Here is a 20,295-nt window from a genome sequence, read left to right as displayed (position 1 = left end):
AGGCCTGTCTCCGGGGCGAAAAGGCAAGTGTACTATATGAGCCACGGAGAGCAACGGAGGCAGGCCTTTCGGCCTTAATATAATAAAGAAATAGGAGATAAAACTATGTTATATGATGTAATTGTCATAGGCGCAGGAGTTTCGGGAAGCGCGATTGCCAGAGAACTCTCCCGTTATGAAGGCAACTTCTGTGTCCTTGAAAAATGTGAAGATGTTTGTGAGGGAACATCAAAAGCAAATTCCGCAATTGTGCATGCAGGCTTTGATGCTGCTGCAGGTTCACTTATGGCAAAACTGAATGTGCGCGGAAATGAGATGATGGATGATCTTTGCCGCGATCTGGACATTCCATTTAAGAGAAATGGATCCATGGTTGTATGCATCCATAAGGAAGCACTTCCCGGACTTCAGGACCTCTACGACAGAGGAATCAAGAACGGCGTTAAGGATATGAAGATTCTTAGCCGCGAGGAAGCTCTTGAGATGGAGCCTAATCTTTCAGACAACGTAGAGGGTGCTCTCTATGCACCTACCGGTGGAATTATCTGCCCGTTCAAGCTTTGCATCGCTATGGCTGAAAATGCAAATGAGAATGGAGTTGATTTCAGATTCAATACTAAGGTTGAAGATATTAAGAAGAAAGAAGACGGATTGTGGCATATTCGCACAAACAACGGCGAGTATGTTTCAAGATATGTAGTAAACGCAGCAGGCGTTTATTCCGGAGTAATCCACAATATGGTATCTCAGGATGACGACAAGATTGAGATTATCCCGAGACGCGGAGATTACTGCCTGCTTGATAAGGAAGTTGGCGGACATGTAAGTCATACAATTTTCCCGCAGCCTACTAACCTTGGTAAGGGCGTACTCGTATCACCTACTGTTCACGGCAACCTCATTGTAGGACCTACAGCTATTGATATTGAAGATAAGGAAGGAACAAACACAACAGCAGCCGGAATCAATGATCTTATTGCAAAGGCTAATGACCATGTAAAGAATCTTCCTATGAAAAAGGTTATTACTTCCTTCGCAGGACTCCGTGCGCATGAAGCTCGTCATGAGTTCATCATCGGAGAGGTAAAGGGCGCTGAGCACTTCATCGACGTAGCAGCCATCGAGTCACCCGGACTTACATCCAGCCCTGCTATCGGTGAGATGGTTGGAAATATGCTGAAGGATATGATGAGTCTCACAGCTAAGAAAGAATGGAAGAGCACAAGAAAAGACATCATGAATCCTGCAGATCTTTCTGTAGAAGAGAGAAATGAACTTATTAAAAAGAATCCCGCATATGGCAACATCATCTGCCGCTGCGAGTCTATTTCCGAGGGAGAGATCCTCGATGCAATCCACAGACCTTTGGGAGCAAGATCACTTGATGGTGTAAAGAGAAGAACAAGAGCAGGAATGGGAAGATGCCAGGCAGGCTTTTGCTCGCCACGTACAATGGAAATCCTTCATCGCGAACTTGGACTTTCATATGAAGAAATAACCAAGAGCGGCGGGACTTCCAACATTGTAATGGAACGCACCAAACACCAGAAGGGAGGAGAGCAGTAATGACTTCTTATGATATCGTAATCGTTGGTGGTGGCCCTGCAGGCCTTGCTGCCGCTATCTCCGCAAGAAAAGCAGGAGTAGATAAAATTCTTATATTAGAGCGTGACAGAGAACTTGGTGGAATCCTTAATCAGTGCATCCACAACGGATTCGGACTTCACACCTTCAAGGAGGAGCTCACAGGTCCCGAGTATGCACAGCGTTTCATCGATCAGGTTCTTGATGAAAAGATCGAGTACAGACTTCATACCATGGTAATGGATATCTCAGCTGACCGCGTTGTTACGGCAATGAGCCGTGAGGACGGAATGTATCAGATAAAGGCTGGTGCTGTTATCCTTGCAATGGGTTGCAGAGAGCGTCCGAGAGGAGCCCTCAATATTCCCGGATATCGTCCGGCAGGTATCTTCTCAGCCGGTACCGCACAGAGACTTGTAAATATGGAAGGCTATATGCCGGGCCGCGAGGTTGTTATCCTCGGTTCCGGTGATATTGGACTTATCATGGCAAGACGTATGACTCTTGAGGGAGCAAGGGTTAAGGTTGTTGCAGAGCTTATGCCTTATTCCGGCGGACTTAAGAGAAACATCGTTCAGTGTCTCGATGACTTTGGCATCCCGCTTAAGCTTTCACACACTGTTGTGGACATTGAAGGAAAAGAGCACCTTACAGCAGTTACAATTGCTGAGGTTGATAAAAACATGAAGCCCATACCTGGAACAGAAGAGCGCTACACCTGTGATACACTTCTTCTTTCCTGCGGACTTATTCCCGAGAACGAACTTTCAAGAAATGCAGGCGTAGAGATGAATCCTGTTACATCAGGACCTGTTGTTAATGAGTCTCTTGAGACCAACATCCCCGGAGTATTCGCTTGTGGTAACGTTCTTCATGTTCATGACCTTGTTGACTACGTTTCTGAGGAAGCAACAAGAGCCGGTGCAAACGCAGCCAAGTTCGTAAAGGGCGGCGAGACAGCCGGAGATAAAGTGGTAGAACTTTTTGCTACAGACGGAGCCCGCTACACAGTTCCTTCAACAATTAACGTTGATCGCATGGATGATCTTCTTACTGTAAGATTCCGTGTAGGTGCTGTTTACAAGGATTCATACGTTAGTGTTTACTTCGATGATGAGCGTGTTATGCACAATAAAAAGCGCATCATGGCTCCCGGAGAGATGGAACAGGTAATACTTCAGAAGACAAAGCTTCAGGAAGCTTCTCCGAAGAAGATAACAATCAAGATTGAGGCGGAGGACTGATCATGGAAAAAAGAGAACTTACATGTATCGGCTGCCCCATGGGCTGCCAGATCACAGTAGAATTGGAAGAGGGCGAAGTTATAGCCGTAAAGGGCAACACCTGCGCCATTGGTGATAAGTATGCAAGAAATGAGGTTACTCATCCCGAGCGCACAGTCACAAGTACTGCAGTTATCGAGGGAGGAGACAAGCCCCGCGTATCAGTTAAAACTGCATCAAATATCCCGAAGGATAAGATTTTCCAATGCATGAAAGAAATTGATGATGCATGTGTTAAAGCACCCGTCCACATCGGCGATGTTGTGGTAAAAAATGTTGCGGGAACCGGAGTTGATGTTGTGGCAACAAGAGAAGTTGCTGCTAAGTAATTTGGAAACTTAAGAATATCTTAATATTTTCCGAAACATCATCTCGTTGACATTAATTTGTAAGTTAAATATAATTTTAATGGTTGTTGTATGGAGCTCATGTGGGGATTCTGCATGGGCTCTTTTTACGAAAAAAAGGAATGTTTTTTAGCAGGAGGAATTATGAAGAGATTATTAGCAATGATGATCGCAGGTGTCAGCACAATCACAATGCTTGCAGGCTGCGGAGCTAAGACAACAGACACAGCTACTGAGACTCAGACAACAGAGGCTACAGAGGCTACAGAAACCACAGAGGCTACAGAAGACACAGAGACTGCTGCAGCACCCGCTGAGACAGTTAAGATTGATAAGCTTACAATCGGTTTTGTACCTTCACGTGAGCCCGATGAGATCGTAACAGCTACTGAGCCCCTTAAGCAGCTCCTTACAGACGAGCTTGCAGGCCTTGGCTATGAGGTTGGTACAGTTGACATCACTGTTGGAACAAGCTATGAGGCAGTTGGTGAAGGCCTTTCAGCAGGCACTATCGATATCGGACTTATCCCCGGTGGTACCTTTGTTCTTTACGAGGATGGCTGCGATGTTCTTCTTACAGCAACAAGAGACGGTCTTTCAATCGAGAGCCCCAATGCTAAGGATTGGAATGACAACAAGCCCACAGAGCCCACAGAGGATCAGGTTACTTTCTATCGCGGACTTATCATTGCAGGTCCTTCAGAGGCAGGTCAGGCTGTAGCTGAGAAGGTTAACAACGGTGAGAGCCTTACATGGGAAGACCTCGACGGACTTAACTGGAGCGTAATGAACTCTTCATCTTCTGCAGGATATATTTATCCTTCACTTTGGCTTCAGGCAAACTATGAGAAGCATGTAACAGATCTTTCACACGCTGTACAGGCTGACTCTTACGGTAATGCATTTGCAAGACTTGCTTCAGGCCAGATCGACGTTGTTTGCTGCTATGCTGATGCAAGACGTGACAACGAGGACAAGTGGACAACAGATTACGGCAGAGAAGCCAGCATCTGGGATGAGACAAACGTAATTGGTGTAACAGACGGTATTTACAATGATACAATCAGCGTAAGCAAGACATCTCCTGTTATGGATGATGCTTTCAAGGCTGCGCTCAAGACTGCATTTATCAATATCGGCAATTCAGACGCAGGAAAAGAAGTTATCTCAATCTACAACCACAACGGTTATGTAGAGGCTAATTCAGCAGATTACGACGCTGAGAGAGCTGCGCAGGAACTTATCAAGTCTATGAACTAACACCGGTTTCAGTCATAATATAGTACACAAAGGGAAGGTGTTTTAGGATACCTTCCCTGTTTTATTGTGTTTTAGCCTTCCCCTTGGGGGGCGCTCGACTTCCAGGGGACGTCGGTTCAGCGCGGACCGAAACGGAGTGAAGACAGGTGTCAGCGCAGCTGACGGATGAGGGGATACAATAGGCCAGCCTAATATAATTGATTTTGTAAGAATTCAGGAGAAATATCATGATCAGGTTTGAAGATGTAGGAAAAAAATATCCCAATGGTTTCGAGGGCTTAAAGCATGTTAACCTTGAAATTGAGCAGGGAGAATTTGTAGCAATTATCGGACTTTCAGGTGCAGGTAAATCCACACTTATTCGTACCATCAACAGGATGCACGATGTTACGAGCGGAAAACTCACCGTGGATGATGTTGATGTGATGAGTCTGTCCGGAAAGCAGCTCAGAAGGTTTCGCAGAAAGATTGGTATGATATTCCAGTCCTTCAACCTGATCACAAGAACTACCGTAATCAAGAACGTTCTTACAGCATTTGTTCCGGATATGCCTTGGTTTAGATCTACCTTTGGCATATACACAAAGGATGAAAAGATGAAGGCGCTTGAGTGTCTTGATAAGGTTGGGATCCTTGACAAGGCTTTTGTTCGTGCAGATCAGCTTTCAGGTGGTCAGCAGCAGAGAGTTGCTCTTGCGAGAACTCTTGCACAGAGTCCGCAGATAATTCTTGCGGATGAGCCGGTTGCTGCTCTTGATCCTGTAACAGCTAAGCAGGTTATGGATGACTTTAAGCGTATTAACGAAGAGATGAATATTTCAATTCTTATCAATATTCACCACGTAGATCTCGCGCTTCAATATGCTACAAGAGTCGTTGGAATCAGAGAAGGAGAGATTGTATACGACGGTCCTGCCGGCGAAGTAGATAAGGAGGTACTCAGCCTTATCTATAAGGGAAAAGTGGATGCACAGGGCAATGTCCAGGATGAAGAGGGGTGATTACAGTGAGCATATACGATAAGATTTTCAAACCTAAAGTATATACACTGCCTAATGGGAAGACTGTGGAAAAGAAAGCATCAAGAATGCCGGTTTATTTTATTCTTGTTTTTCTTATGTGTGCTGTTTCCGTAAAAGTCACAGGCTTTGATATGAAGATATTATCCGAGCGAATCGGACAGTTTTTTGTAATTCTGGGAGAGATGTTCCCGCCTAACGTTTCTTATATTGAGAAGGTGTGGTCACCTCTTTTCGACACTATAAAAATGTCACTTCTGGGATCAGTTCTGGGAGCGCTTTTATCAGTACCATTTGCGATGCTTGCAAGTACTAACGTATGTCCCAATAAGGTGGTTGTATCAGTGATAAGAGTTATGTTTTCACTAATAAGAACTCTTCCCACACTGGTTACAGCGCTTGTAGCAACACTTGTTTTCGGACTCGGAACCCTCGCGGGTACTTTTGCGATTGCGGTATTTTCCTTTGCATATATCGGTAAGCTCACCTACGAAGAGATTGAGACGGTAGACATGGGAGCGTTCGAGGCTATGGAAGCTATGGGAGCAACAAAGGCGAGAGCTTTTATATCTGCAATTGTTCCGCAGGTGCTTCCGTTCTATCTCTCAAACTGCCTTTTTAACTTTGAGGGTAACGTAAGATATGCAGCTGTTCTCGGATATGTAGGAGCAGGCGGTATCGGTCTTATTCTTAATGAAAAAATCTCCTGGAGAGAGTATTCAAGCGTGGGAACCGTGCTTGTTGCACTTTTCATAGCAGTATTTATCATTGAGTCAATCAGCAGAATGCTTCGTAAGAAGCTTGTATAAGTTCACTGCTTAGAGGACTTGGTGAGTTTTTTAAACACGGTTGGTTTTTTAGGAGATAATTATGAATCAAAGAATTAAAGAAGCATATGAAAAGCGTCCACGTACTTGGATATATCATCTTGCTATTGCAATTATATTTGTCGGACTTATGGTCTGGAGCGGAACTGCTGTTGAAACTGCCGGAACCACTATGGATGGCGGAGAGATAGCCCTGAATATCATCAAGGGAATATTCCAGCCGGATCTGTCCTTCCTTTTTAACCTGACTACAAAAGGCGTTCCTTACCTGATGCTCGAGACTATATGTATCGCATTCCTTGGAACAATTGTCGGAGCTATACTTTCAGTTCCGCTTGCCTTTATATCAGCATCAAATCTTACACCTAAGCCGATAGCTTTTGCAGGCAGAATCATTATTATGGCTGTCCGCACAATACCGGCAGTTGTGTATGGTCTTATGTTTATCCGTGTAACGGGGCCCGGACCTTTCGCAGGTCTTCTCACAATGGGCGTGTGCTCCGTCGGAATGATTAGTAAGATGTACATCGAGGCAATAGAGGACCTCGATACTCGTGTTGTAGAGTCTCTTGATGCTGCAGGTTGTGATACCTGGCAGAAGATCCGCTATGGTATTTTGCCTCAGCTCTTACCCAACTTTGCATCAACAGCAATTTACAGATTCGATATCAACCTTCGAGACGCTACAATCCTTGGTATGGTTGGAGCCGGTGGTTTTGGTGCACCTCTTATTTTCGCAATGAATTCCTACAAATGGAACGAAGCAGGCGCTATCCTCGCCGGACTTATCGTACTAATTCTCATAATAGAGTATATTTCTACACAAATTAGAGTTAAACTAACAAGAGGATAAACCATGCGAATAATATTCACTTCAGACACACACGGACACGTCTTTCCAATCAACTATGCTACAAACAGCCATGAAAACTCAGGCCTTTTTGGCATAGCGGCCCAGATGAAGGGTGAGAAGGAAAAAGACGGTAATACACTGGTTATAGACGGCGGTGACAGCCTTCAGGGAACGCCGCTTTTAGCCTATTATCTTAGCCACATGGATGAGTATGAGCTTAATCCTATGGCTGAGGGCTTTAATGCCATGGGACTGGATTGCTACACATTGGGCAATCACGATTTCAATTTCGGTTATGAAGCAATCAGGGATTTTGCCAAAGCTATGAAAGCTACTCTTGTGTGCGCCAATGTAACGGACAAAAAAGGCGACCTTGGAATAAAGAAGCACATAGTTAAAACTCTTGAGGACGGAACCAGGGTTGGAATTACAGGTGCTGTAACAAGCTATGTAAACGTATGGGAGCAGAAGAAAAATCTCGTCAATTTTGAGATTGAAGATCCCGTCACTGTTTTAAAAGATGAGCTTGCTGAACTTAAAGGGCAGTGTGATATCACTGTTTGCATATATCACGGCGGCTTTGAGGAAGATATGACCACAGGCAATAAACTTTCGGAATCGGATGAGAACCAGGCCTGCAGGATTGCAAGAGAACTCGATTTTGACATCATACTTACAGGACATCAGCATCTGCCGATAGAGGGAATATTCCTGGATGGAACCTTCGGAGTTCAGCCTCCGGATAAGGCGATGAGATATTGCGTTATCGACGCCGATTATGTGGGCGACAGCGATGAGAAGGTTTTGAAGGGAAGTACCAGAACCTCCGGTGGATGGAGCGTTGTTTCATATCTTATCCCTGTGGAAAAAGAGTATGCGGATTTTGATAAAATACAGGCAGAGAATCCGGGACTCAAGGAGATGAACGAGAAGCTCCAGGTATGGCTTGATGAGCCCATCGGAAGCCTTGAAGAGGAGATTCTCCCCGAGAAGAAGTTGGATGTTGCTCTTAAGGGTAGCAGAGTTGCTGCAATTTTTAATCAGGTTCAGCTGGAGCTTACCGGCGCTGATTTTTCATGCACAAGTCTCTCAAATGAGCCGCTTGGACTGCACAAGGATATAACGGTCAGAGATGTACTTGGAATTTATCAGTTTGCAAATACTGAGGAGGTCAAGGAGATGACCAAAGCTGATCTGAGGGCTGCCCTTGAGAGATCAGCAGAATATTATGATTATGATGAGACTACCGGTGAAGTAAAAATTTCAGAAGCATTTCTTCAGCCCAAGGTTGAACATTATAATTACGATATCTATGCAGGACTCTGGTATGAATTTGATATCAGAAGACCTGTGGGCGACAGAGTGGTCGTTATGAGAAAGCTGGATGGAACAGAATTGTCCGATGATGAGACCTATACGCTGGTAACCAGTAACTACAGGGCGACAGGAACCGGAGGTTATTCGAGCATCGGTAAGGCTAAGACCATAAGGACCTATCCTGATGAAATGCCGGATCTGGTTATCGATTTTGTAAGGAGAAACAGCCCTGTAGGCAATATTTGCAACAACAAATTTAAATGTATTTACTAAATTCTGGATACATATTTAAACGGTCTGAATCAAGCAAGACATCCTTTGAGATTGATAAATAATCTCAAAGGATTTTTTTTCTATATTTTTGTATGGGGTGTTTATGAAATTTTAATAGATTCTTTAATGAAATATTGTTTTTAGGGCATTGTTACCCTATATATAAGAATGTTATCATTTATGTTAAGTAGAGAAATTATGTTTTAATTTTCTGCGCTTATGTAGTGTAATAACAATTTATGCGGCAGATTTCGTTATGAAGGAGCCAGAGTGTAAGGAGTATATGCCTTATGAAAATGTTTAACGCGAAAAGTTCATCAGCTGATGTGTCGGAAGCTACAAGAGGATTATCCGGACCGAAGTTTATTTTATTCACAAGTGATGCAAATCACTTTGATGCGAATGTAGCGGAGATTGAAAAGAAATATCCGGGTGTTCCAAGTATTGGCTGCGTAGCTATGGGCTACGACTCTTCGATTCAGGAGAGTGGGCTTATTGTTACTGCTTTCACTGAGGGCGTTAAGGTTAAGACCGGAGTTCTTGAGAAGGTATCCAAAATGCCTGCCCGCTATATCGGAAGGCTTGAAAAGGATATAGAGGAAATCAGACCGGGAAAAGAGAATACTGCGATAATCGATTTTTGCGCAGGAAATGATGCAGCGGTTCTTACAACTCTTCGCGGACTTATTGATAAATATAACCTTCAGGTTATGGGCGCGACAGGCGATGCCGGAAAGGTTTCCGTAAACGGCAAAATCTATGAGGACGCAATGACCTATGCGGTAATAAGAAATGAAGGCGGTAAGGTTAAAGCCTATAAGGAAAATATCTATGAGCCCAAGGATAACAGACAGCTTATCGCGTCAAAGACAGATAAGGCGAAGTATTACCTGGGTGAACTTAACGGTCGTTCCTCCAAACAGGTATACATGGATCTTACCGGCGCGACAAGCGATAAGCAGATTATAGACCAGACCTTCCAGAATCCTCTCGGAAAGATGATAGGTAATGATGTCTGCATCTGTTCCATCAAGGATGTATCGGGTAGCGGACTTATTCTCTACAGACAGATCAACGATTCGGATATCCTGACGCTCCTTGAAATGAGAGATCCCATGGAGGTTGCTCAGCATACGGTTGAAAAGATTAAGAACGATTTTACAAGGATTTCATGCATCTATTCCGTTAACTGCATCTTCAGATATCTGGTACTGAAGGAAAGAGGCGAGCTGAATACGTACCTTTCAAAAATTGCTTCGCTTGGACCTTCCTGCGGACTTATCGGATTCGGAGAGCATTATAATACACAGTTCGTTAATCAGACAATGACCTGTATAGTCTTTGAATGAGGGAGATAGAAATATGCTGACAGATATTTTTAAGAAAAAAACTGAAGAAATCGCAGAAACTGTTGAAACTCCGAAATCCGCATCGGATGATGAAAGGCGCGAATCCCTTATTTACATAGCGGATTCTGTTAAGAAATTCCAGCGCGAACTCGTGGAAAATGAAGTTACTTCACTTACAGAAATCCATGATATGGGTGAAGCTATTGAGGATGTAATTGAAAGCAATACTCAGCTTCATGATCAGATGGACGCATTTAATGAAATGTTTGCGGCAGTAAATGACAGTGCAGGTAAATTCGAGGACGTTAAGGTCAATATTCTAAATAGCGTGCAGAATGCTCAGAATAAAGTATCAGAGCTTAAGGACAGTTCAAATGAAGTGCGTGCCACTTTTGATGAAATGACACAAAGCTATGAAAACTTTAAGAGTGCGGTTGATCAGATTTCCGATTATATGAAGAAGATTATCGGAATCGCAACCCAGACGAATCTGCTTGCACTTAATGCTTCAATTGAGGCTGCAAGAGCCGGCGCTGCAGGAAAAGGCTTTGCGGTAGTTGCTACCGAAGTAAGAGAACTTGCTGATGAGATTAAGGTCATGATCAGCCAGGTTAATGCTTCTATCGAGGCAGCAGGAGAAGAGAGTGAAAAACTCTCTCAGAATATTCAGAACTCTATAGCAGCTATGGATAAGAGCATTGAGGAGGTTGACGAGACCAACGCTACCTTTGATGAAATTATCGAAAGTGCAAACGGAGCAAATGCGGTTCAGCAGGAGATTTCAGATACTGCTGATACAGCTTCCGATGAGCTTAACAGAATCGGCAGCAGCTTTTCGGATATCAATAGCAAGTATGATGCTCTTGTTAGACAGCTTGAACGCGTTAATTCCCTTGGAACAACAAAGAGCAGTGTATTTGAGCATATCGACAATCTGATTTCACAGATTGAGCCTATTGTAAAGGATAGATGAGTAATGAATTATTTGAGAAAGCACCGATAAGAACCGCATATTTGAAGCTTGCAATTCCTGTTGTACTCAGTATGGTGGTGTCACTTGTTTACAGTATGGTTCAGTGGCATTTTGGTTCATAGCAGCAAAATGTGATGGTTTGTCGGTTGATCCCCGTGACTTTGGTCTTAAGGAAGGTGAACTTGCAAAAATCTTTGCAGTAGGTCTTCCCGCATCGGTAACGAATTTTACTCAGACACTTGGAATTACACTTACTAATCGTGCCTTTTCGGCTACATGGGAGTCATTTCCGCTCAGCTCGGTTCGGATGTCATATCAGTGGTTATTGCAGCTGTTCTTTTTTGGATGGTAATAAAGCCGGAACTGGCTTCGAATTAGGTCGTGATCGCTATATAAAGATAAAAAAGGAGTCAGTCGGGAATTGTATCACAATCCCAACTGACTCTTCGTTTTTTTGTATGCGCTTTATTCTACAACTGTAGGATTAACAAAGAATGCTACATCAGCACAAGTGCCATTAAATTCGGATTTATAGAACTGTAAGGTTCCTGTGATTGATTTGCCTTCGTCTGCGCTGTAATCATAGACGTAATCAATTACATAGCCGTTCTCATCGAGAACAAGTGCCTTAATATATCCGGGGGTGAATTTGTCAGCTGAATATACTGTATAATCAATCTTCAGATCACCGTTATCTGTGCCGACAGACCAGTCACTTTCCCAGTATGCATCTTTAAAGCTGGAGTCAGGTATCTGGATTTCATCCCAGTGAATCTCACCGGTAGGAACATCAGTACAAGGAACATCAAAAATTGCTGTGTTTCCGGGACCTACAGCTGATTCATAAAGTGAAAACTCGCCAATATTTTCTCCGGAAGAACCCTTTGCATAACCTGTGCCGTCAAAAACAATAGCCTTGTTATACAGATTTGTTACGCCAACAATGAGATGATAATCATCTTCTGTGTAGAATGGTGTTACGGAGATTACAAGGTAATCCATACCGGTGGGAGAATACTGAACACCCCATTTTACTTTGTTGTAATCAGATTCAAGCTTATCAAGAGTTGCCTGTGCATCTGCATTCAGATAGCTTGCTGTATTGGCAGATGTATTGCTGCTTTCGCTATCTTTTTCTGTAGTCCCGGGATCGGAAGCTAAGGTGTTATCCATATCCTGATCGCCTGCAGTCTCATCCGTAGTATCATTTGAAGCTACATCGGAATTGTCATCGAATTTGTCTTCGGTGGCAACTGAGCTATCGATAGTTTCATCAGTAGTGTCGATAGGATCCTCAGGTGCATCGCTGGCAGCATCTTCCTGACCATCAGTTACATCCTCAGACTCAGGTGTGAGCAAATCGTTGTCCTCAGTAACGATTTCTTCTGTAGTCTCATCAGTGGCTACTTCATCATCATAGTTGGTATCCCCGGGATTTTCTGCTGCAGCATCTTTATCCTTTTTTGCATCCATTGCTACTTTTGCAACGTCATATGCGATTCCGACAAAACCACAACCTGTAAGGCTTGTGGTTATAGTCACAGCGCACATCCCTGTTAATAAAATCCTAACAATCTTATTTTTCATACTTTACTCCTTTTATTACAATGTATTGTTTTTTTGCTCTTATACCATATATACAGACTGGGTCATGAAAATGTTGCAGCCCCTTCATAAATTTTTTAATTATATTTCTCAGACTTACCGCATAATTCCGGCAAACGCCTTACTATCTTACCATATTTGGATGAGAGAAACTAAAAAAGTTGTTGACAATCTATTTCACAGACAGTATCATGTATAACAAGTTAATACTTTAAACCGATGAAGCGGAGATAAAGGTAATGATGCCTACACAGAGAGTCCGGGGTGGTGAGAGCCGGGTAAGAAACAAGTTATCAAATGGACCGCTGAGGGTACGATACAAAAGTGAGTAATTGCTGAGTATATCGTAACGTGATGGCATACGTCAGTTGCCGGGGATATGTTGGTATCCTGCTAAGCGCGTAGCATATAGCTATGAATTCAAGGTGGCACCGCGGATAATAGATTATTCGTCCTTGACAGAAATATATTTCTGTCAAGGATTTTTTTTGGCTCAAACCTTGTAATAGCAAGAAACTGAACAAGTACAATCCCTAAATACAAAGAATAGTTGGGGGAAGATAACGTATTAGAAATTCGAGCGATTTTGCGTGAGCAATCGGAGCGAGAATTTTAATATGTTATCTGACTCCGACCGGCTTAAAAGGAGGAAAGGAACATGATTAAAGAGGCAATCGTAAAAATCGTAAACAAAGAGGATCTCACATATGATGAGGCATACGCTGTAATGAACGAAATAATGGGCGGCGAGACAACTCCCACTCAGAATGCTGCATTCTTATCTGCACTCTCAACAAAGAGTGCAAGAGCAGAGACAACCGAGGAAATCGCAGGCTGTGCGGCAGCCATGAGAGACCACGCGACCAAGGTAGATACAGGAATGGATATATATGAGATTGTTGGTACAGGCGGTGACAACGCTCACAGCTTCAACATCTCAACAACCTCAGCACTCGTTGCGGCAGCAGGCGGAATGAAGGTTGCAAAGCACGGAAACAGAGCAGCCTCATCAAGCTGCGGAACTGCTGACTGCCTTGAGGCTCTCGGAGTTAACATCCAGCAGGATCCCGAAAAGTGCATAGAGCTTCTTAATGAAGTAGGAATGTGCTTCTTCTTTGCTCAGAAATATCACACATCAATGAAGTACGTCGGTGCTATCAGAAAAGAGCTTGGATTCAGAACTGTTTTCAACATCCTTGGGCCACTTACAAATCCCGGTTCACCTAAGATGCAGCTCCTTGGCGTATATGATGAATATCTTGTTGAGCCACTGGCACAGGTGCTTGTAAGCCTTGGTGTAAAGAGAGGCATGGTTGTATACGGAATGGATAAGCTTGATGAAATATCCTTAAGTGCACCCACCAAGGTTTGCGAAATCAAGGACGGATGGTTCAAGACTTACGTGATAAAACCTGAAGATTTCGGACTTACAAGCTGCACCAAAGAAGACCTTAAGGGCGGTACACCTGAAGAAAACGCCAAGATCACAAGAGATATTCTTGCAGGAGCCAAGGGCCCCAAGAGAGATGCGGTTCTCATGAACGCCGGCGCATCACTCTATATCGGTGGAAAAGCAGAAAGCTTTGCAGACGGAATTAAGCTTGCAGCAGAGATCATCGATTCCGGCAAGGCAACCGAGACACTTGAGAAACTAATTGAAGTAAGTAATAAATCGGTAGAAATGACTGCGTAAACCACCCTTCCCCTTGGGGGCGCTCGACGTCCGGTGGACGTCGGTTCAGCGCGGACCGAAGCGGAGCGAAGACAGGTGTCAGCGAAGCTGACGGATGAGGGTACAAGGAGCGAAAATGACAATACTCGACGAACTCGCAGAATACGCCCGCGTACGCTGCGATCAAAATAAAAAAACAATCTCTGCCTCTGATTTACGAAGAGAGGCAGAGAACCTCCCTAAAGGCGATTTCGCTTTTGAGAAGGCTCTGAAAAAAGAAGACATATCCTTTATATGCGAGTGTAAAAAAGCTTCCCCGTCTAAGGGACTTATAGCAGAGGATTTTCCTTATCTTGAGATTGCAAAGGATTATGAAAAAGCAGGAGCCGATTGTATTTCGGTCCTTACCGAACCCAAGTGGTTCCTGGGAGATGACAGATATCTTAAGGAGATAACACAGGCGGTCACTATCCCCTGCATAAGAAAAGATTTCACAGTGGATGAGTATATGATCTTCGAAGCAAAGATACTCGGAGCATCGGCAGTCCTTCTTATATGTTCAATCCTTGAGAAAGAGGAGATCAGAGAGTACATAAATATCTGCGATGAGCTTGGCTTATCCGCACTTGTTGAAACTCATGATGAAAAAGAGATTGAGAGTGCCATTGATGCCGGAGCAAGAATAATCGGGGTAAATAACAGAAATCTCAAGGACTTTTCGGTTGATACGACAAACAGCATGCGACTTAGAAAACTGATTCCGGAGGACGTGATCTATGTCTCAGAGAGCGGCATCAAAACCGCAGAGGATATAAAACGCCTTAGAGAAGCCGGAGTGGACGCGGTACTTGTCGGTGAAACACTTATGAGAGCGCCAGACAAAAAGGCAATGCTCGCCGAACTGAAATCCTAAAGAATAATGCCTTCCCCTAGGGGGCGCTCGACGTCCGGGGTTGCTACTCGTCCGGGGGACGAGTGCTTAGCAACGACCGGAGTGGAACGTAGACCGTCGGTTTAGCGCGGAGCGGAGCGAAGACAGGTGCCCGAAGGGCGGATGAGGGGCCTATGATAAAGACAAAATTTTGTGGTCTCACGAGACCCGAAGATATCCAAATTGTAAACAGGCTTAAACCGGATTACATCGGTTTCGTATTTTTCAAAAAGAGTAAGCGAAACGTGGAGCCGGAGGAAGCAAAAAAACTAAAGGAAAAGCTTGATTCTAACATAAAAGCGGTTGGCGTATTTGTTGATGAAAAACCGGAGTTCATTGCAGGACTTGCAAACGAAAACATCATCGACACAATACAGCTCCACGGAAATGAAGATGAGAAATATATTGGACAGCTAAAAGAACTGACAGCTGCAAAAATCATAAAAGCTTTTCAGATAAAAAATTATAACTGTACTAAAAACGGGACAGAAGATTTTTTGGAAGAAGTTCAAACATCCTCTGCTGACATGGTTCTTATTGACTCAGGACAGGGCACCGGCACAGCCTTCAACTGGGAAATACTAAAAAAGATCACAAGACCATACTTCCTCGCTGGTGGAATTAACACTGAAAACATCGAGGAAGCTGTAACAGACATAAAGCCTTACGCCATCGATGTCAGCTCAGGAATAGAGACTGACGGTGTCAAGGATGAGGAGAAGATGAGTTTTATTATATCAATTATAAGAAATGACTAACCTCTATCTTAAGCCTTCCCCCTGGGGGGAAGGTGCCCGAAGGGCAGATGAGGGGAATGGGAGAAGAACAATGACCAACACAAACGGAAGATTCGGAGTACATGGCGGACAGTACATCCCAGAGACACTCATGAATGCGGTAATAGAGCTTGAAAAAGCCTACAACCATTACAAAAACGATCCCGAGTTCAACAGGGAACTCACAGAACTTTTAAATGAATATGCGGGCAGACCTTCAAGGCTCTACTATGCTGAGAAGATGACAAAGGACCTTGGCGGAGCGAAGATCTATCTCAAGAGAGAGGACCTCAACCACACAGGTTCACACAAGATAAACAACGTTCTTGGTCAGGCGCTTCTTGCAAAGAAGATGGGAAAGACAAGACTTATCGCAGAGACAGGCGCAGGTCAGCATGGCGTAGCAACTGCAACAGCTGCGGCTCTCATGGGAATGGAATGCGTTGTATTTATGGGAGAAGAGGACACCAAGAGACAGGCCCTCAATGTATACAGAATGAGACTTCTCGGCGCAGAGGTAATCCCTGTAACTTCAGGTACAGCAACCCTTAAGGATGCGGTTTCAGAAGCAATGAGAGAGTGGACTTCCAGAATTGATGATACTCATTACTGTCTTGGATCTGTTATGGGACCGCATCCTTTCCCGACAATCGTAAGAGACTTCCAGGCAGTTATCTCAAAAGAGATAAAAGAACAGATTCTTGAAAAGGAAGGAAGACTTCCCGATGTGGTCATGGCCTGTGTAGGCGGCGGATCAAATGCCATCGGAACCTTCTACAATTTTATAGAAGATAAAGACGTTAAGCTGATTGGCTGCGAAGCAGCGGGAAGAGGCATTGATACCTTTGAGACAGCAGCTACCATCAATACCGGAAAACTCGGAATTTTCCATGGTATGAAGTCATATTTCTGCCAGGATGAGTACGGACAGATTGCTCCCGTTTACTCGATTTCCGCAGGACTTGATTATCCCGGAATCGGACCGGAGCACGCAAACCTTCACGACACAGGAAGAGCTCAGTATGTGCCTGTAACTGATGACGAAGCGGTTAACGCATTTGAGTATCTCTCCAAGACAGAGGGAATAATTCCTGCGATTGAGTCAGCGCATGCTGTGGCTCACGCAATAAAGATTGCTCCGACAATGAGCAAGGACGAGATAATAGTAATAACCATTTCAGGAAGAGGCGACAAGGACTGCGCCGCTATCGCAAGATACAGAGGGGAGGACATCCATGAGTAAAATAGCAGAGGCTTTCAATAATAAAAAAGCATTCATTCCATTTGTGACCTGCGGGGATCCCGACCTTGATACAACCAAGAACATCTTAAGAGAGCTTCAGAAAAACGGCGCTGACCTCATCGAACTTGGCATTCCATTTTCAGATCCCACAGCCGAGGGCCCGGTGATTCAGGGAGCCAACATAAGAGCACTGAAAAACGGCATAACCACCGATGACATCTTTGCCATGGTAGAAGAAATCCGCAGTGAGATAACGGTGCCTATGGTTTTCATGACCTACGCCAATGTGATCTTCTCCTATGGAATGGACAGATTTTTTGAAAAGTGCCAAAAGATCGGAATGGACGGAGTGATACTTCCCGATGTCCCTTTTGAGGAAAAGAGCGAGTTCGACAAATCGGCCGGCACCTATGGAGTCGATTTTATTTCAATGGTTGCTCCAACATCTGAGGACAGGATTGCGATGATTGCTAAGGAAGCCAAGGGCTTTATCTACATCGTATCAAGTCTTGGTGTTACAGGAACCAGAACCTCCATAACAACCAACGTTAAGGACCTCGTTGATCAGATAAGAAAGGTCACCGATGTTCCCTGCGCAGTCGGATTTGGAATCTCAACTCCCGAGCAGGCATCAAATATGGCAGAAATTTCAGACGGTGCAATCGTTGGATCCGCAATCGTCCGCATCATCGAACAGAACGGCAAGGATGCACCTGCCAAGGTCGGAGAATTTGTAAAGAACATGAAGAGCGCCTACAAGGCATCATAATAAATAATGCCTTCTCCTCAGGAGAAGGTGTCAGCGAAGCTGACGGATGAGGACATAAAATGAAAATTACACCTGACTTTACCGAAATTGAAAAGCTTGCCGCTACCGGAAAATACAACGTACTTCCTGTCAGCTGCGAAATCCTTTCAGATTTTATAACACCCATAGAGGCTATGAGAATCCTCAAGAAAGCATCAAAGCATGTCTATATGCTTGAGTCTGCGCAGGCTAATGAGACCTGGGGAAGATACTCATTTCTTGGCTATGATCCGACCATGAAGATAACCTGCATCGACGGGAAAATCGGCATCACGGATGAAAACGGAAATGAGACGACAGCAACAGGAGATCCTTCTGAGTGCCTTAGAAAAATCCTAAAGGACTACAATAGCCCCAGATTTTCAGATCTTCCGCCCTTTGCGGGAGGAATGGTGGGCTATTTTTCCTATGACTTCCTGGGCTATAGTGAGCCTACAGTCAGAATGAATGTAGAGGATTCCGAGGGATTCATGGACGTAGATCTCATGCTCTTCGACAAGGTTATTGCCTTCGATAATACTAAGCAGAAGATCGTACTTATAGCTAACATGAAACTTGATCCGTCCGCTTTACAGACGAATTATGATAAAGCAATAGCTGATCTTGAGAACATAATAAAGCTCCTTACCACAGGAGAAAAAGCGACTGAAGTTCGCGGCAGACTCCTAACTGAGATGACACCTCTTTTCAATAAAGAACAGTACTGTGAGATGGTGGAGAAGGCAAAGAGACACATATTTGAGGGCGATATTTTTCAGATAGTGCTCTCCAACAGATTTAGTGCACAGTATGAAGGAAGCCTTTTTGATACTTACAGACTCCTTCGAACAATCAACCCGTCACCTTACATGTTCTATTTTTCAGGAACCGATGTGGAGGTTGCCGGTGCTTCTCCCGAGACGCTGGTTAAATTGAAGGATGGCATTTTGCACACCTTCCCGCTTGCGGGAACCAGACCCAGAGGCGCTTCTGTGAAGGAGGACAAAGAGCTGGAAGAGGAACTTCTTGCTGATGAAAAAGAGCTTGCTGAGCACAACATGCTTGTGGATCTTGGAAGAAATGATCTAGGGAAAATCAGTAAATTCGGAACTGTAGAGGTTGAAAAGCTGCATTCGATAGAGCGCTATTCACATGTAATGCACATAGGATCTACAGTCCGCGGAGAAATAAGGGATGACAGGGATGCGCTTGATGCGATATCCTCCGTGCTTCCCGCAGGAACACTTTCCGGGGCACCCAAGATCAGAGCCTGCCAGATAATCGGTGAACTTGAAAATAACAAGAGAGGCATCTACGGCGGAGCTATCGGTTATATTGATTTCACCGGAAACATGGACACCTGCATTGCAATCCGAATTGCCTACAAGAAAAACGGAAAAGTCTTCGTAAGAAGCGGCGCCGGAATAGTAGCCGATTCCGTTCCGGAGAAGGAATTCGAGGAGTGCATGAACAAGGCGAAGGCTGTGATGAAGGCACTTGAGACGGAGGAATAATAATGATTTTATTAATAGATAACTACGACAGCTTTTCCTATAACCTTTACCAGCTTATCGGTGAGATAGAACCGGACATAAAAGTCATAAGAAACGACGAGATGACGATATCCGAAATTGAGGCTCTTAGTCCCGACAGGATAATCCTCTCCCCTGGCCCCGGAAGGCCTGAGGATGCCGGTATTTGCATGGAGGTGGCAAAAACAATTGCAAAGAAAATCCCGACCCTGGGTGTATGCCTGGGGCATCAGGCTATCTGCGCCACATATGGAGCTACGGTAACCTATGCCAAAAGGCTGATGCACGGAAAACAGTCCGATGTCAAATTTGACCTTGATTGTCCGATTTTCAAAGGACTTCCGGAAGAAGCACCTGTAGCAAGATACCATTCTCTGGCAGCGGATGATTCTACAATACCTCAGGAACTAATAGTTACCGCACGCACCACGGATGGTGAGGTTATGGCGGTAAAGCACAGGGATTATCCGATCTACGGAGTTCAGTTCCATCCCGAATCCATAATGACACCGGATGGAAAAGCGATGCTGAAGAATTTTGTTCTGTAAATATTTGCCGGACGGCTCTTACATTGACAAATTGTAAGCGGCCGGACGGCTTTTTGTTTATCTTCATAAACTAATTCTGAAACCTTTATTAAAAGAGTGAGATATAGGCCCTAATT

At 44.2% G+C, this 20,295-nt stretch carries 20 protein-coding genes; 19 read left to right on the top strand and 1 reads right to left on the bottom strand.

Going from position 1 to position 20,295, the window contains the following annotated elements; genetic code table 11:
- Positions 1-105 precede the first annotated feature (105 nt).
- The 12 genes from G596_RS0104780 (at position 106) to G596_RS24695 (ending at position 11,437) form a co-directional block, all read left to right on the top strand.
- Complete coding sequence (locus G596_RS0104780; protein ID WP_022760701.1) at positions 106-1,566, top strand: NAD(P)/FAD-dependent oxidoreductase; 1,461 nt, start codon at positions 106-108, stop codon at positions 1,564-1,566.
- A complete protein-coding gene (locus G596_RS0104775) occupies positions 1,566-2,828 on the top strand; it encodes an NAD(P)/FAD-dependent oxidoreductase (protein ID WP_022760700.1) in 1,263 nt (420 codons plus the stop codon). The genes G596_RS0104780 and G596_RS0104775 overlap by 1 nt, the downstream gene beginning before the upstream one ends.
- Positions 2,829-2,830: 2 nt before the next feature.
- Positions 2,831-3,196 (top strand): DUF1667 domain-containing protein, encoded by a 366-nt coding sequence (locus G596_RS0104770; RefSeq protein WP_022760699.1) that lies wholly within the window; start codon positions 2,831-2,833, stop codon positions 3,194-3,196.
- Between the two features lie 162 nt (positions 3,197-3,358).
- Complete coding sequence (locus G596_RS0104765) at positions 3,359-4,474, top strand: phosphate/phosphite/phosphonate ABC transporter substrate-binding protein (RefSeq protein WP_026497893.1); 1,116 nt, start codon at positions 3,359-3,361, stop codon at positions 4,472-4,474.
- A gap of 227 nt (positions 4,475-4,701) precedes the next feature.
- Positions 4,702-5,475, top strand: a complete 774-nt coding sequence (gene phnC / locus G596_RS0104760; RefSeq protein ID WP_022760697.1) for a phosphonate ABC transporter ATP-binding protein — start codon at positions 4,702-4,704, stop codon at positions 5,473-5,475.
- 5 nt (positions 5,476-5,480) lie between these two features.
- Complete coding sequence (gene phnE / locus G596_RS0104755; protein WP_026497892.1) at positions 5,481-6,302, top strand: phosphonate ABC transporter, permease protein PhnE; 822 nt, start codon at positions 5,481-5,483, stop codon at positions 6,300-6,302.
- Positions 6,303-6,363: 61 nt separating this feature from the next.
- Positions 6,364-7,173, top strand: coding sequence for a phosphonate ABC transporter, permease protein PhnE (gene phnE, locus G596_RS0104750; RefSeq protein WP_022760695.1), 810 nt, complete (start codon positions 6,364-6,366; stop codon positions 7,171-7,173).
- A gap of 3 nt (positions 7,174-7,176) precedes the next feature.
- Positions 7,177-8,763 carry a bifunctional metallophosphatase/5'-nucleotidase gene (locus tag G596_RS0104745; RefSeq protein WP_022760694.1) on the top strand — a complete coding sequence of 529 codons (1,587 nt, stop codon included), beginning with the start codon at positions 7,177-7,179 and terminating at the stop codon, positions 8,761-8,763.
- A gap of 290 nt (positions 8,764-9,053) precedes the next feature.
- Complete coding sequence (locus G596_RS0104740; protein ID WP_022760693.1) at positions 9,054-10,112, top strand: FIST signal transduction protein; 1,059 nt, start codon at positions 9,054-9,056, stop codon at positions 10,110-10,112.
- A gap of 13 nt (positions 10,113-10,125) precedes the next feature.
- Positions 10,126-11,085: a methyl-accepting chemotaxis protein gene (locus tag G596_RS0104735; protein WP_022760692.1), complete on the top strand. Its 960-nt coding sequence runs from the start codon at positions 10,126-10,128 to the stop codon at positions 11,083-11,085.
- Positions 11,082-11,207, top strand: coding sequence for a hypothetical protein (locus G596_RS25735; RefSeq protein ID WP_022760691.1), 126 nt, complete (start codon positions 11,082-11,084; stop codon positions 11,205-11,207). The genes G596_RS0104735 and G596_RS25735 overlap by 4 nt, the downstream gene beginning before the upstream one ends.
- Positions 11,189-11,437, top strand: coding sequence for a hypothetical protein (locus G596_RS24695; RefSeq protein ID WP_155829139.1), 249 nt, complete (start codon positions 11,189-11,191; stop codon positions 11,435-11,437). The genes G596_RS25735 and G596_RS24695 overlap by 19 nt, the downstream gene beginning before the upstream one ends.
- A gap of 113 nt (positions 11,438-11,550) precedes the next feature.
- Here G596_RS24695 and G596_RS0104725 read toward each other — a convergent pair whose 3' ends face one another.
- On the bottom strand, positions 11,551-12,672 hold the full coding sequence (locus tag G596_RS0104725) for a hypothetical protein (RefSeq protein ID WP_022760690.1): 1,122 nt from the start codon (positions 12,670-12,672) through the stop codon (positions 11,551-11,553).
- Positions 12,673-13,348: 676 nt separating this feature from the next.
- Between G596_RS0104725 and trpD the strand changes: the two genes are divergently transcribed.
- The 7 genes from trpD (at position 13,349) to G596_RS0104690 (ending at position 20,179) form a co-directional block, all read left to right on the top strand.
- Entirely contained in the window at positions 13,349-14,383 is a 1,035-nt protein-coding gene (trpD, locus tag G596_RS0104720; RefSeq protein WP_022760689.1) for an anthranilate phosphoribosyltransferase, read from the top strand.
- A 115-nt stretch (positions 14,384-14,498) separates the two neighbouring features.
- A complete protein-coding gene (trpC, locus tag G596_RS0104715) occupies positions 14,499-15,275 on the top strand; it encodes an indole-3-glycerol phosphate synthase TrpC (protein WP_022760688.1) in 777 nt (258 codons plus the stop codon).
- 152 nt (positions 15,276-15,427) lie between these two features.
- Positions 15,428-16,051 (top strand): phosphoribosylanthranilate isomerase, encoded by a 624-nt coding sequence (locus G596_RS0104710; RefSeq protein WP_026671198.1) that lies wholly within the window; start codon positions 15,428-15,430, stop codon positions 16,049-16,051.
- Between the two features lie 70 nt (positions 16,052-16,121).
- Entirely contained in the window at positions 16,122-17,312 is a 1,191-nt protein-coding gene (trpB, locus tag G596_RS0104705; RefSeq protein ID WP_026671197.1) for a tryptophan synthase subunit beta, read from the top strand.
- Positions 17,305-18,081: a tryptophan synthase subunit alpha gene (gene trpA / locus G596_RS0104700; protein ID WP_022760687.1), complete on the top strand. Its 777-nt coding sequence runs from the start codon at positions 17,305-17,307 to the stop codon at positions 18,079-18,081. Before trpB ends, trpA begins: the two co-directional genes overlap by 8 nt.
- A gap of 59 nt (positions 18,082-18,140) precedes the next feature.
- A complete protein-coding gene (trpE, locus tag G596_RS0104695; protein WP_022760686.1) occupies positions 18,141-19,613 on the top strand; it encodes an anthranilate synthase component I in 1,473 nt (490 codons plus the stop codon).
- Positions 19,614-19,615: 2 nt separating this feature from the next.
- Positions 19,616-20,179, top strand: coding sequence for an anthranilate synthase component II (locus G596_RS0104690; protein WP_022760685.1), 564 nt, complete (start codon positions 19,616-19,618; stop codon positions 20,177-20,179).
- Positions 20,180-20,295: the final 116 nt, after the last annotated feature.

It is taken from the genome of Butyrivibrio sp. AD3002 (genome assembly GCF_000420905.1).
Classification (GTDB): Bacteria; Bacillota; Clostridia; order Lachnospirales; family Lachnospiraceae; genus Butyrivibrio.
The sequence above is the reverse complement of the archived record's forward strand: the minus strand, read 5'-3'. Positions and strand labels throughout refer to the sequence as shown.